The sequence below is a fragment of the Paenibacillus sp. RC67 genome (assembly GCF_030020805.1).
In the GTDB taxonomy this organism is placed as follows: Bacteria; Bacillota; Bacilli; order Paenibacillales; family NBRC-103111; genus Paenibacillus_S.
Map to the genome: position 1 here is coordinate 7,100,764 of NZ_CP125098.1, position 13,702 is coordinate 7,114,465.

Annotated in this window: 12 protein-coding genes; 4 read left to right on the forward strand and 8 right to left on the reverse strand. The window is 48.2% G+C overall.

Annotated features, from left to right (window positions below; genetic code table 11):
• Window positions 1-44: 44 nt before the first annotated feature.
• The 3 genes from QMA13_RS32070 to QMA13_RS32080 all read right to left on the reverse strand — a co-directional run bounded on the left by QMA13_RS32070 (window position 45) and on the right by QMA13_RS32080 (window position 2,575).
• Window positions 45-1,028, reverse strand: a complete 984-nt coding sequence (locus tag QMA13_RS32070; protein WP_282937689.1) for a diacylglycerol kinase — start codon at window positions 1,026-1,028, stop codon at window positions 45-47.
• Between the two features lie 37 nt (window positions 1,029-1,065).
• Window positions 1,066-1,830 (reverse strand): sirohydrochlorin chelatase, encoded by a 765-nt coding sequence (locus tag QMA13_RS32075; protein WP_282937690.1) that lies wholly within the window; start codon window positions 1,828-1,830, stop codon window positions 1,066-1,068.
• A gap of 454 nt (window positions 1,831-2,284) precedes the next feature.
• Window positions 2,285-2,575 (reverse strand): YerC/YecD family TrpR-related protein, encoded by a 291-nt coding sequence (locus QMA13_RS32080; RefSeq protein ID WP_028549983.1) that lies wholly within the window; start codon window positions 2,573-2,575, stop codon window positions 2,285-2,287.
• Window positions 2,576-2,867: 292 nt separating this feature from the next.
• Here QMA13_RS32080 and QMA13_RS32085 point away from each other — a divergent pair, with 292 nt between their 5' ends.
• Window positions 2,868-3,335 carry a hypothetical protein gene (locus tag QMA13_RS32085; RefSeq protein WP_282937691.1) on the forward strand — a complete coding sequence of 156 codons (468 nt, stop codon included), beginning with the start codon at window positions 2,868-2,870 and terminating at the stop codon, window positions 3,333-3,335.
• Window positions 3,336-3,697: 362 nt separating this feature from the next.
• Here QMA13_RS32085 and QMA13_RS32090 read toward each other — a convergent pair whose 3' ends face one another.
• Entirely contained in the window at window positions 3,698-4,438 is a 741-nt protein-coding gene (locus tag QMA13_RS32090) for a ThuA domain-containing protein (RefSeq protein ID WP_282937692.1), read from the reverse strand.
• Window positions 4,439-4,643: 205 nt separating this feature from the next.
• On the opposite strand from QMA13_RS32090, the gene QMA13_RS32095 reads away from it, so the two are divergent.
• Window positions 4,644-5,576 carry a helix-turn-helix domain-containing protein gene (locus QMA13_RS32095; protein ID WP_282937693.1) on the forward strand — a complete coding sequence of 311 codons (933 nt, stop codon included), beginning with the start codon at window positions 4,644-4,646 and terminating at the stop codon, window positions 5,574-5,576.
• Between the two features lie 350 nt (window positions 5,577-5,926).
• The gene (locus QMA13_RS32100; protein ID WP_282937694.1) at window positions 5,927-7,966 is read left to right on the forward strand and encodes a penicillin-binding transpeptidase domain-containing protein; all 2,040 of its coding nucleotides are present in this window, start codon (window positions 5,927-5,929) and stop codon (window positions 7,964-7,966) included.
• A 375-nt stretch (window positions 7,967-8,341) separates the two neighbouring features.
• Here QMA13_RS32100 and QMA13_RS32105 read toward each other — a convergent pair whose 3' ends face one another.
• From QMA13_RS32105 to QMA13_RS32120, 4 genes are read right to left on the reverse strand one after another with little or no spacing between them, the layout of a single operon-like run.
• Window positions 8,342-9,526 (reverse strand): Gfo/Idh/MocA family protein, encoded by a 1,185-nt coding sequence (locus tag QMA13_RS32105; RefSeq protein ID WP_282937695.1) that lies wholly within the window; start codon window positions 9,524-9,526, stop codon window positions 8,342-8,344.
• A gap of 23 nt (window positions 9,527-9,549) precedes the next feature.
• Window positions 9,550-10,947: an enolase C-terminal domain-like protein gene (locus QMA13_RS32110; protein ID WP_282937696.1), complete on the reverse strand. Its 1,398-nt coding sequence runs from the start codon at window positions 10,945-10,947 to the stop codon at window positions 9,550-9,552.
• Window positions 10,944-11,795 carry a sugar phosphate isomerase/epimerase family protein gene (locus QMA13_RS32115; protein ID WP_282937697.1) on the reverse strand — a complete coding sequence of 284 codons (852 nt, stop codon included), beginning with the start codon at window positions 11,793-11,795 and terminating at the stop codon, window positions 10,944-10,946. The genes QMA13_RS32110 and QMA13_RS32115 overlap by 4 nt, the downstream gene beginning before the upstream one ends.
• Window positions 11,796-11,813: 18 nt before the next feature.
• Window positions 11,814-12,797 carry a hydroxyacid dehydrogenase gene (locus tag QMA13_RS32120; RefSeq protein ID WP_282937698.1) on the reverse strand — a complete coding sequence of 328 codons (984 nt, stop codon included), beginning with the start codon at window positions 12,795-12,797 and terminating at the stop codon, window positions 11,814-11,816.
• 152 nt (window positions 12,798-12,949) lie between these two features.
• On the opposite strand from QMA13_RS32120, the gene QMA13_RS32125 reads away from it, so the two are divergent.
• Window positions 12,950-13,702, forward strand: coding sequence for an AraC family transcriptional regulator (locus QMA13_RS32125; protein ID WP_282937699.1), 753 nt, complete (start codon window positions 12,950-12,952; stop codon window positions 13,700-13,702).

The following is a 13,702-nucleotide window of genomic DNA, read 5'->3' on the forward strand; positions in this document are numbered from 1 at the left end:
CTCCGCCCTGCTGCCGTCCCTTACCTTGCGGCCTTCTACTTCCGTTATTGCTCTTCGTGCTCATTTCCGTCCACTCCAGATTTCATTTTCCATGGCAGCTTGATTTGCTGCAAAGGATTTGTTTTATATACCGATTGACCGCTCTCGTCTACGAAGATGTGCAGGTGTGATGGCAAGTTCGTGAAGATACACGGCAGAGTGCCGCCGAATTCGCCATCCAGATTGATCTGCACATAATCTGGAGAAGTCACTTGAATGCTGCGTGTTTGAAGATAAATAATATTCGGATCGCCCAAGTGCTCGCCGCGGAGCGCCAGAGTAACGACGCGGATGAATTCCGCGAGGTTGCACTTCTTAAGGATCAGGACGTCGAATAGACCGTCGTTAAGGGAAGCGTCCGGCGCCAAGCGCTCGAAGCCACCTACGGAGTTGCTGTTCGAGATGAGGAACAGCATCACTTCCTCGTGGAACTCACTCTCATCCGTTCGAATGTACAACTCGATAGGGCGAAGCCGCGGCAGCTTCTCCAGCCCTTTCATATAGTAGGCCAGCTGGCCTATCACCGTCTTCAGCTTGCTCGGCACTTCATAGGTCAGCTCTGTCATAGAGCCTCCGCCTGCAATGTTGATGAAATAGCGCTGATTCATTTTACCGACGTCGATAACCTTCGTATGCTGCTGGAGAATGACATCGACAGCACCTTCCCAGCTGCGCGGAATATTGAGCGCACGGGCAAAGTCGTTCGTCGTACCCAGCGGCAAAATGCCTAGGGGAGGACGGTACTGCTTCTCCGCCATACCGTTGATCACTTCGTACAGCGTGCCATCGCCACCGGCTGCAATGATAACGTCAAAGCCGCGTTCGATAGCGTCAGCTGCTGCCAATGTAGCGTCACCCTCGCCGATCGTGGCGTGTGTTGAGGTTTCCAGGCCGCCGCGTTCCAGCCGCTGTAAGATCTCAGGCAGCCGCCTTCTCATTTCTTCCCTACCGGAAGTTGGATTATATATCAGTCTTGCACGTTTGGTCATTCCTTTATTCACCCGTTCGCCTCGATTTGCTGCATGGTTACCACTCCAAGTAAGAAGCTGCCTGCCGTTCCATCCATCGCGTCAGCAGCGGATGCGGCAGCAGCGATCTCCCATTGTATTTATATGTATAGCCTTGCATACGAGAAGGAATCACCTCGTTCGTGAAGTACCCTTCGCTAAGAAACAACGGAGCTACCAGCACCGTATGATGCGGTTTACGCTCGCTCCACTCGGTCAGCTTACTCTGAATCTGGTCAGGCAGCAGCATGGCCGTACCGACTTCATCGAAGCCGCCCATCGCTTGAACGCGTTGTGCTAGCTTCTTCATACCTTCAAGCCAGGGTTCATAGAACCCAGGTTCCACACTACCATGTCCAACCAAGAGAACGAGCTCCCGGGTCGGATCCACTGACAGCGGCTTCATTTTTTCGTATAGTATGGTCGCTATATCCGGATCGTCATCGATCGGAGAAGTGAAGTGGACCTTCGCTTTCACTACAAAGGGCAGTAAATCTGTCGGAAGTACAGGCTCTGGCTTTACTCCAAGCGCGTAGCTGATTTCATCGATGTGGGTACTGCCTGAAGAAACGAACAGAGGTACGACCACGATGTCTGTCACCCCTTGAGATTCCAGACAGGTTATCCCGTCCTGAATAAGGCGGCCCTCCACGATCTCAAGAAAAGAAGAATATACCGGTATGTTCTCTGGCACCTGCATGGCACCCACCGCTTCGTCCACAAGACGAACCCATTCATCACTGCGGGAACCGTGACTTATGACTAATATGCCGTATTTTACCACCGAATATCCTCTCCTAGCGTGAGCAAAACGTCTATCGACGTCCTATCATAGATGAGCGACCGCGTTTAACGTAAGTTTTTATCGCCTATAGGAAAGTTCTTCGCATCGATAATGCTTTATTGAGTTTAACATTTCCTATGTGGTAAAAGAAGAAGGCGCAACAGTGTCCTTCCATCCATGATTACACAACTTTGTCCTATTATAGCACACTCCTGCTGGATCCGTTGCGTATTTGAGCAACGACTCAGAGACTGCCACGTAACTGCGGTTAAATCCTTTAAGGAAGTAGAGAAAACATGAGTTTCTATAAATGAAGAACAGTAGGCGGTAGAGTACGATGAGCTTTCGTCTCAAAATAGCACAGTAACCCTGAAGCCATACCATTATTTTTACACGAAGAAAATCCCTCCCGACTTAAGATCGGGAAGGATTGCGAGCAAGCTTGCGCATTCCGCTAACGTCCGAGACGCTCCAGCGTCATTTTATAACCATCGTTCCCGTAATTCAAGCAGCGCTTGACGCGAGAAATCGTAGCCGTGCTGGCACCGGTTTCCGCTTCGATCTGGTTATATGTATTGCCTTTGCGCAGCATCCGAGCAACTTCCAAACGCTGGGACAAGGACTGAATTTCGTTCACGGTGCACAAATCATCAAAAAACACGTAGCATTCTTCAATATCTTTAAGCGTCAGGACCGCTTCGAACAGTTGATCGATCGCTTTATCATTTAACTTTTTTAATTGCATCTTTTCGTTCAACCCCTATGATGGTCTGCTAACATTCCTACAATCAATCTATTCGACACCCAAGGAGGAAATCCTCCCTTTAGATTAGCAATTCGTTACTATTTTTATGCGGTAATGAGGTAAAACCTCGAAAACATAGGTAACCCGTGACAGGAGTCCAATCCAATCATTTGCCTATGACATAGACTAAATTAGGTAAAACGTCTATGGCCAATCAGTTCTGTCCTGTTCGCACTGTTAGCCGTACCGGCTTCTCGTAATTAGAAATCCAAAATAAAGGATCGTGAAACCCGTGAGTTATCAAAGACCATCAATCGGAAACCAAGGGGCACCGATGCGAAGCTTTAACCAATCGGGTTCTCTTTTCGAAGGAGGACAATACCCTGTTCAGTACCCAGGCATGGAAATCAACAGCTATGCACAGTCTCCTGTCCCTGCAAATCCCTCCGGCGGAGGCGGTTTAACGTCTCTATTAGGCGGCGGATCGGGCGGTGGAAGCAGCACCTTCAACATCGGCCAAATCAAGCAGATCATCGATCGTCTCGGTGGTATCGAAGGTATAGTGGACACAGTAACCAAGGTACAGCGCATGGTGCAAAGCGTACAACAAGTAGCTCCTCTAGTCAAGGTGCTAATGGGTAATCTTATAAAAAAGAAAGCCGGAGATGACTTGGATGCTGCACCCAAACGCAGGAAACGCAAAAAACGCAGAAATGGTACTGCGCGTAAAACTCGCGTTAAACGGCGCACATCTAGATAATAACGCGCTAAATCACTCCATCATGATGAAAAAGAGCTGCTCCGAACACTGGGCGGCTCTTTATCTGTTTAACCAAATATAGCCCGTTGTAAACGATTACGTAACAAAAACTCTTTTTTATGATTAGGAACATGCTGCGTGACGGTGAGGAAATACTTTACATTCCCAAAAAGAAACCCGTTCTGCTAAGCCACGCCTTAACGTTTAGAGGATTGGATCAACGGTTTCATTCAGCTAATGGGTATCCAGTCACGGGTTCACAAATCAAAAAGCCCGGCAAGAGCTGCTGAAGCTCTAACCAGACTTATTTCTCATCATGTTGATTCAAGAGACTTCGTAGGTTTTAACCCTTGCAGCTTCTATTACCCTTGCTGTACCTTCGCTTTAATCGGCTCCAAAGGCTTGTGGTTGCCATAAACCGGATATTCCCGTGTTGATGGGGCAGCCCATTGAGTCGCATTGCGAATCACGCGGCGTACTTGTTCGTTGTAGTAGGTTGGGTACGTTTCATGTCCCGGACGGAAATAAAAGATTTTACCTTGACCACGGTGGAACGTGCAGCCGCTGCGGAATACTTCTCCACCTTCAAACCAGCTGACCATAATCAGCTCATCCGGCTCTGGAATATCGAAGTGCTCTCCGTACATTTCTTCCGCTTCCAGCTCGATATATTGACCTACGCCTTCCACGATCGGATGGCTTGGTGCCACGACCCAAATGCGTTCCTTTTCATCGGCTTCGCGCCATTTCAAATCGCAGGAGGTACCCATCAGCTTTTTGAAAATTTTCGAGAAATGACCGGAATGCAGAACGATCAAGCCCATGCCATGCAGCACACGATTGTGGACACGCTCAACGATGGTATCCTCAACATCGCCATGTGCTTTATGGCCCCACCAGATGAGAACATCCGTGTTGTTCAGCTTTTCCTCAGTTAGACCATGCTCTGGCTCATCCAAAGTAGCGTAAGACACTTCTACCTCAGTTCCCAAGCCCTCTCCGATAGCTTGATGGATGCCGTTTGGATAAACGGAACGAACCTTCTCATTTTCTTTTTCATGACGAAATTCATTCCATACCGTAACTCTCAGCTTTTGACTCATGGGATCCAATACCTCCATAGATATGTCTTTTTGTTACCTTGATTATATAAGATGCCCCTTGCAAAAAGATATTCTCAATATTGTTGCTTCTGTATGCAATAATGTCATGTCCTATCTAAACATGCTATACTATTCTTATTTAAACCGTATTTTTATTATGCAAAAAAGTCTTCCTTTTTATGGAAATGGAGGTTGCGGCAAGCGTATGACGAAGTGGGACGATACGGAAACCGTTGTATTTAACGAGCTCGTCGATTACCAGAATCCATTGCTCCGCCTGAAAATATGGCAGATCGAGAGCCCGGGCACTACAATATCCATTCCAAAAGTGTATCAATGGCACTACCATAAAGAAGTTGAATTTCTCATTTTGACTGAAGGCGGACTTAGCATCCAAACGAAGCATGATACGAGACTGCTGCAGACAGGCGATGTCCATTTATTCGGCTCCTCTCAGCTGCACAGAACGCGTAAAGAGCTTCCGATGCCGCTTAGCTATATCGTGTGCCAATTCGATCTGTCTCAGCATTTTGACGAAAGCACCATGCCTTACTTATCCTATTTTAGTGAAGTACGGCGGCCTCTCGGGCAATTGAACTATATTTTTCGCGAGCAGCCAGATGTGCAGAGGCAAGCATTTGACCTCATTATGGACATTTATAAGGAAACCCAGAACAAAGCCAAAGGCTACGAGTTAGCGATAAGCGCTTCGATCCGAAGACTTCTCCTGCTGCTGCTGCGGCACGATAGCCGGGATTTGCTTCAAGGAACCGATAATGCCGAACTGATGAGGCTTCAGCCCGCATTGGATTATGTGGATGCCCATTTGGGTGAAAAGATCGCTATTGAACAGGCTTGCGCCGTACTCAATTTGAGCTATCACTATTTCATTAAATATTTTAAAAAGGTTATGGGTATGTCGTTTGTTGACTACGTTAATTATAAACGGATTAAAAAAGCCGAGCGGCTCCTTCTCACTCGGGATGTCAGCATTATGGAGATAGGCGATGCGGTAGGTATTCCGAATATGGCTCAATTCTACAAGCTGTTCAAGCGCCACAACCAGTGTTCCCCCAAGGAGTTCAAGCAGCGGATGCGGGGCGATACCTCAATGGAGCAAGCCGCTTATATCATGTAAGGGGGATTTCCCCATAAGATGGACGAGAAACCTCTAAGACTCGAAATATTGCTAGTATACTCCAGTGGGATATGCCCCTCCAGCCGCTGTTGAAACCCGTGAATTTGATTAAAATTAGTGGTATATTCACGGATTTCAAAGGCGGACGTAAACTCCTCTTAGGCATACCCCACTTCCTCATAGCAAATTTCTCGAGAAAACAGGTTTCTCAAAGACTCGGGGGGATTTCCCCCTTTTTTGTTATATCTGCGCATCAGTCGGCTATGAGGGGATTATCAGAGTGCAGCCATTCATCCTTGCCAAATTTATCTATACAATAAGATAGCAACGGAAATGCAAGGGAATGGTGAATGATGAAAAAAAATCGAATCGCGGCATGGGGCCGCTTATTTGCGCTCACCTGCGTTTTAGTCGCAATGGCAGGATGCAAAGGAAATGAACCGACTCCGGATGAAGCGATGCAATCGTTCACGAATGCGTGGCAGCAAAAGCAGTACGAAGCCATGTACGAATGGCTCTCCACGGAATCCAAACAAAAAATCGACGCGACCGCGTTCGTCACCCGTCACAAATCGATTTATGACGGTATCGGGATGAGCGATTTCGCCATCCAATGGCAGCCGGTAGAACAAGACCCCAACCGAAAAATCAAAGATAAACAATCCTACAAGCTGCATGTCAATATGAACAGCACGTTTGGCCCTATCACCTACGATCAGAACGCGCTTGTGGTCAAAGAGGACGCCAACTGGCGAGTTCAATGGGACTCTAACTTAATACATCCCAAATTGGGTGACATGGATAAAATAAGGGTTCAGGATACGAAGGCAGAGCGCGGAGAAATCCTGGATCGGCAGGGTTTCGGACTGGCTGTCAATGAAGATAAACTGGAGCTCGGCATTATTCCGAAGAAGCTGCCGGAAGCCCAGGAGGATTCGATTCAGAAGCTTGCTGATCTGCTGAAGCTGGACCCCAAAACGATACAAAATCTGCTGAAAGCCGCATGGGTAAAGCCGGATTATTTCGTTCCTGTGACCATCGTCCCCAAGGGAGATCAACGGTTTGAGACGCTCACGGCGATACCAGGAGTAACTTACCGCACGAAAAAGGTACGCTCCTATCCATTGGAGGATGCAGCTGCTCATCTGGTAGGATACATAGGCAAATTGACTGCGGAAGAACTGGACAAGTACAAGGATAAGGGGTATGGAGCCGATGATTGGATCGGCAAAACCGGCTTGGAGCTTTCCTTGGAGTCCAAGCTTCGGGGTAAGGATGGCGGACGCATCTATATCGTCGATGCTGACGGCAAGGAAAAGGCTACACTGGCAAGTCGAGAAGCCGTAGATGGCGAGGACGTTAAGCTGACTATCGATTCGGCGCTGCAGTCCGACCTATACCGTCAGCTCGCCAAGGACTCAGGGTCTGGCGCCGCTATACAGCCCATGACAGGTGAAGTATTGGCCTTGGTTAGCGCTCCATCGTATAATCCTAACCTGTTCATTAGCGGCGTAACCGCTGAACAATGGAAGACATGGACAGAGGACCCTAACAAGCCTCTATTGAACCGCTTTGCCCGGGCTTATGCCCCTGGCTCGGCTTTTAAGCCTATTACGGCAGCTATCGCTTTGCAGGAGCACGCTCTGGATCCGAATGCGACGAAGGAAATTATCGGAAAGACCTGGAAGAAGGACTCATCCTGGGGCAATTACTATGTGTCGCGAGTATCCACATCCCAAAGCCAGGTCGATCTGTCCAAGGCGATGATGTACTCGGATAATATTTATTTCGCTCAAGTGGCGCTGGAGATGGGCGAGCAAAAATTCATGCAGGACGCAGGCAAATTCGGGTTCGGAGAGCAGCTGCCCCTCCCGCTCGCTTTCGATGCTTCGTCGCTCTCCAACACACCGAAGATGAAGAACGATATTCAATTAGCCGATTCCGGTTACGGTCAAGGGGAGGTCGTCATGAACTCTCTTCATGTGGCGACAACCTATACGGTATTTACGAACAATGGGACGATGCTCAAGCCGACCCTGCTTTTAAGTGAGGCAGCCAAGCCTGAGCCTTGGAAAAGCGAGCTGCTGGGTCCTGACGTCGTCAAAACCGTAACCGACAAAATGGTTGAGGTCATCGAGAATCCTTCTGGCACAGGTCATACCGCGATGATCAAAGGCTTGCGATTGGCTGGTAAAACCGGTACCGCTGAGCTGAAGCAGAAAAAAGACGTCGCCGGTCAAGAGAACGGCTGGTTCGTCGCCTTCAATACCGACAAGCCTCAGCTGCTGGTTGCCCTGATGGTCGAGCAAGTTCAGGAACGCGGCGGAAGCCATTACTTGAGCGAAAAAATAAAAACCTTATTTCAATCCTATATAAAACCCTCTAAATGAGATCCCCCACAAAGTGGGGCCTTGGCTTCGAAGCTGATTCAGGTACTTTGCGGGGAGCCCCGATTTTTTTATAAACTCTAATAATGGTAAAAAAGAAGAAACGGCACATACCCGCCGTTTCTTCTGTCTGTTGATAAGCCTGTTCTGTAATCCAGAAGATACGCTAGCGGTAGGTGAGGTATTCCCTGTAGGAGCGATAGCGTCCGCCTTTGTTCTCGGGAAATAACCGCTATAAAGCGGAATAAAATCGAATTTCCCGTGAACAACAGCGGCCGGAAGGGGATACCTCACCGGAGCACCCCATACCCATCTGTATCTTCAGAGGTTTCTCAACCGACTAAACGACCTAAAAGCCGTTTCTTCTTTTTATCACCTCTACCGAAACGAATCCTTAACATCCACCATCACATGATCATGATTCGACTCCGGCTTGCGATACGTAGAATCCTGAATGAGCTTTTGCAATGCGCGATCGTATTCATCGCTGTCTAACGGCAGACGCACTTTGCTTTCGCGTAGGGAAGACAGCACCATGCCATTGATGATCATGAGTGAGCTCAGCCCTTCTGCCGCAGGAACCAAAGGCTCCCTCTTTTCTGTTATCGCTTGGAGGAAATCCTCCAAAATACGTTCATGGCCCGGTCCGGTGCTTTCATCCCATGCAATTTCCGATACATCATGCTTTACGGTACCGAAGGCTTGCTTGGCATGATGAATATAGTCGAGCGCAGACTCGGCGTTTTGATACAGAGTCACCTTTTTTTGCTCATACACAAGCTTTCCGTATTCTCCGACGATTTCTAACCGATCCGTACCCGGCCACTCCGATGTAGAAGCGACGAAGCTTCCCATCAAGCCTCCTGTGTACTCGAGCACAGCATGCACTTCATCCTCGACTTCGATATTGTGGTATTTCCCGAAGGAAGCCGTAGCCGTAATAGCTTGGGGAAGACCGAACAGCCACCACATCATATCCAGATTGTGCGCGCACTGATTTAACAGTACTCCGCCGCCTTCACCGTTCCATGTTCCACGCCAATTACCCACGTTAAAATACGCCTGCGGGCGAAACCAGTTCGTATTAAACCAGGCAAACCTCATTAATCTGCCAAGCTTGCCTTCCTGCACTAATTGTTTGATATACTGCCATTGAGGAACGGTACGCTGTTGATATATGGCTGCGAATACCAAATCAGGCTTAAGCTTTTTTTGCTCGTTATAGACCGAAATCATACGCTCCGCGTCTTTTGCATGAGCAGCTATCGGTTTTTCCACGAGTACGTGAATATTTCTGCGCAGCGCCTCAATAGTTACGGCCGTGTGCTGATAATGAGGCGTAGCCACGATAACGGCGTCCAAATTACCTGCATCAAGCATCGCTATATAATCGGTATAGCCCTGCACGCCGTATTCCTCAGCTAGCTTTCTTACCTTTTCTTCCTTTTGACTCCAAATAGAGACGACCTGACAAGGCTCCATATGGGACAACTGCTCGTAGTACAACTTGCCCATATTGCCCATTCCAATAATTCCGATGTTCACCTTGGATTTCACTTTCATCGGTTACACCGCCTTTCCGCTGTCTAGTAGCATACAGTGGGCTTAGGGAGAGGTCTGGCGATTTGCTCGACATGATAGCCGAATCCGTAACCTTTTAGGCTGCTAAGCTGTACTTTACCTTTTTGCCTCTGATACAACCCCGGGTGAACGAGGGCTTCATAACGAGAGGCTTCAGGGTAAAATTGCATCCCGTTCGTTTCCACTCCCATAATTGTACCTGCATGATACGCTAACAGCAAATGAGGAATTTGCGCCAGCATCGGATTCGTTAGATCTTGAACCATCAATGTCATCCCATGAGCCTTGGCCCAACAAAGGCTAAGTAAAGCTCCTGTTTGCGTCTTGCATGTTTTAAGAGCGACGCCGGTCCAGCCTAGCTCCCGACCCAGCTTAACCAGCTCCCAGTCGTGGGCGCTTTCATCCATGAACAATGGCTTTCTGGCACTGACACTGCGGACATCGAGCTGATGCTCCTCCAAGTCATAAGGGAAAGGCTGCTCAATATACAATATCGCTTTATAGATGTCTGGGTGCTCCTGCATTAAACGATCCAATATATCGTTCACATAGCTGCAATCGGTGACCTGACAATTGAAATCGGCCGTCAACCATACAACCTGACCAGCCAAAGCAATTTCTCCTACCTGAACAAGGCGTGTGTAATCCCAGGCTGGGTCATTCCCTGTCAGCTTTACTTTCAAGCATTTCAAGCCGTCTCGTTCAATCCAATCCTCCAGCGTATAAGGATAGCCGTCATTGCTTTCTTCTCCAGTCAATTCATGCCGATACAGCAGGTCTTTGCCTCCAACCAAATGCCAAGCAACTAATTCTTTTTGCGAAGGTATGCTGAAAAAGTCCTCCGGGTACAATCCATCGAAGCTAACGGATGATCCTGCTGCAGGCTGTAAATAAGCAGACAGATCAGCGTTCATATAGGTGCTGTTGTAGGTCTCATAGGTGGCGACCCGATTCGTTTGTCCATAAGCGTCATGAAGCGCAATGTCGAAGAGAGAGAAGCAAACGAGCGCCGCCAAATACGGCACAGGTTCAGGCAGACCCGAGCTTGCGTTAAAAGTATCGACCACTCCAGGCAACCGCTGCTTCTGATACAGCACGCCAAGCTCAAACGGATGGCCCTGCTCCCTCCACTGGGATAAATCTTCAGCGATGAGTCGGCACACAGACTTCAGCGCTTGCTCGCGTACTTCATAGCTGAGTGAGCTCGGCCACACCCACTGCACACTTAACGGCGTTTCCCCCCAGCCTTCGGCACGTTCGCCACGTCGATTTTCCGTCTGAATGCATACTCTCGCGCAAGTTACCGTCGTGAGCACCTCAGCCCCGAACTTCAAAGGAACACGAGTCTGTACAGGCAGCTCAAACAGCTGTAATCCCGTTATAGCTATATCATACGGCTTCATAACTCCGCTTCCCCCGCCTCTGACATGATTTTCTTGATGTAGGCAACCTCTTCTTGCAGCGCAGGAATAAGGAGATCCAGATTGCTGCTGTGGTAAAAAGGCTGGAAGTTCAGCACGCCTTGAAACTTCGCTTCGTGCAGCGCCTTCGCAATGACATGCCAATTCGTCACTCCGTCCTGACAAGGTGTCCATTGCTTGCTCCAGCCTTTGTTCGGAGCAGTTTTTCCATCTGGATTGAACACGTACTGGGCATCCTTCATACCCATACCAGCTAAGTAGCTTCCTAACGTTGTTATCGCCCTTCTCCAGTTATCGGTTCCTTCATGAAACTGGTTGCCAGGGTCCGGCATAATGCCGACATATTCGGATGGCAGTCCTTCCACCAGAGATAGTGCAGCATACGCATGATGAATGAGCATACGATCCCCGTGATGAATTTGATAGACCGCCTTGATGTTGTATTTCGCGCACAGCTCCGCCATTTGATGCATGGAGACACGGGCTTTTTCCATTTGGTTGAACAAGTTCTCATGCTCATCATATGAAAAATACGACATGCGAAAGCTGTGGATACCGATATCGGACATGACTCTCAAAGGCGTTTCATCTTCAGCAAGCATTTCAGGTGAAAAGCCGGTAGTGGCGAACTCCACCTTCAAGTTACTACGCTGCATAGCCTGCACAAAAGCCGGTGCTTCTTTGGCAAATCGTTCAGGTGTTACCCAATATCCGTCGCGGACGACCAAATCAACCGCATCGAACCCGCTATCGCGCGCAATAGCAGCAAGCTGGTTCACATCGTAGCTTTGGAAGAACTTTGGAAATAGTGTATAGATCATGGAATTCATCTAGTTTCCCTCCAACGGCTATGCCAAACGATCCAGCATATCCCAAGTAACGACCATTTTCGGTTTGGAACCATTCAAATAAGCTTTTACGTCTTCAACGACCTGATTTCCGATATGGTAGCTTTGTCCTCCCGCTAAGTGGGAAGTATAGATGCAATTAGGCAGCGTGCGGATCGGATTACTCATCTCTGCAGGTTCGGGATCGGATACATCGAGAAAAGCGAACAGGCGCCCTTTCTCCAGCTCAGCAATCAATGCTTTCTCATCGATGCAGCCTCCACGAGAGGAATTGATAAATACGGCATCATCTTTCATCGCCTGGAATTCGTTTGCCCCCATCATATGACGCGTGCTGTCCGTCATCGGCGTGTGCATCGTGATCGCATCACATTGCTTGCACAGCTCCACTAACGAATCGACTTTAGTCGCTCCGAGCTCTGCTGCGGCTTCGTGTGTTATATAAGGATCATAGAGCAATATCTGAGGGCCAAAGGGACGCACGAGCTGCAGGAAATACCGTCCTACCTGGGAAGCACCGATGATTCCGACAGTGGCAGCAGCCAGGTATAATTTATTAGGAACGGGCTCTCTGAACTCGGTTTGATTCGTTTGGGCATTCGGTATCACCCGGCGTAAGCCGATGATCATTTCCCCAAGCACCATTTCGGCAACGGTCTTTCCGATGGCAGGAGCGCAAGAAGCGATCATAATGTCACTGCCGCGCAAATCGTCGGTGAAAAAGCCTTTTACCGATCCGGCAGCATGCTCCCACAGTTTGAGGGATGAACACGCTTCCAATATGGTTTTCGAAGGTTTAGGTGTCCTCCAAGAGCCAACAGATACTTCGCAATCCTGCAAAAATGCAGCTGCTTCATCATCGTTGAATTGTACATCGGTTGGATTCCATTCTACTTGTGCGATCGATTCAAGCTCCTTGCGGCTGGCTTCTGAAAATATAGCTTTTTGCATACTTACTGGCATTAAGACACCTAATTTGGTCATGAACTTTTCACGCCTCTCCGTCATTATTTTACATAGATAATATATCACCTTACTAAATAGAGACGAATGGCAAAATCGAAGCATTACTTGTCGTTTTGTGTGATTATTGATATTGTGAAGGGAAGACGCTTTGTAAGAGGAGGCTTAGTCGAATGAACTCTAATCTGCTCATTTTGTTCAAAGGAGAGAAGCACGACTACGGGAAGGTATCTCTGCACTCGCATCCGTTTTGGCAGTTGGAGATTGCCACTCGAGGTCATATTACTTACGCGCTGCAGGACGAGGGAACCGAGGTACTGAATGCTGGAGATATGCTGTTGATTCCTCCGTATCAGGAACATGAATTCATATATGATACTCCGGGAGCAGCATGGGTTACATTGAAGTTCGAACGCAGTACGACAGGTAACAACCAGTGGGAAAGTGTTATTCGAAAATCGTTGTTCACCGAGAAATTTACCGCATCACTTCTAGCTACGATTACAGGAACCATCCTGCGACCGTATGAGAAAACGTTTGTGGAAGGGATGCTCGAATCCCTATTTGTATATATCGATTCGGAAGATTTTTGCAAAAAGGAGGATGAGCCCAGCCAGCTTGTTCGGACCATTACGGATTTGGTGAGAGAGCGGAACGGCAGGCCTATTACGGTAGATGAGATTGCACATCAGCTATCCTATACACGAAGTCATGTATCGAAGCTGTTCAAGCAGCTGACCGGAGAAAATTTAAAATCATTCATCGATAGGGTGAGGCTGGAGAAAGCCAAGGAAATGCTGCGGTACAGCGAATTCAATATCTCTTATATTACGGAGGAGCTTGGGTTTAAGGATATATTCACCTTTTCACGATTTTTCAAGCGAACGACAGGAATAAACCCTAGACAATATAGAGCCAACAAATAA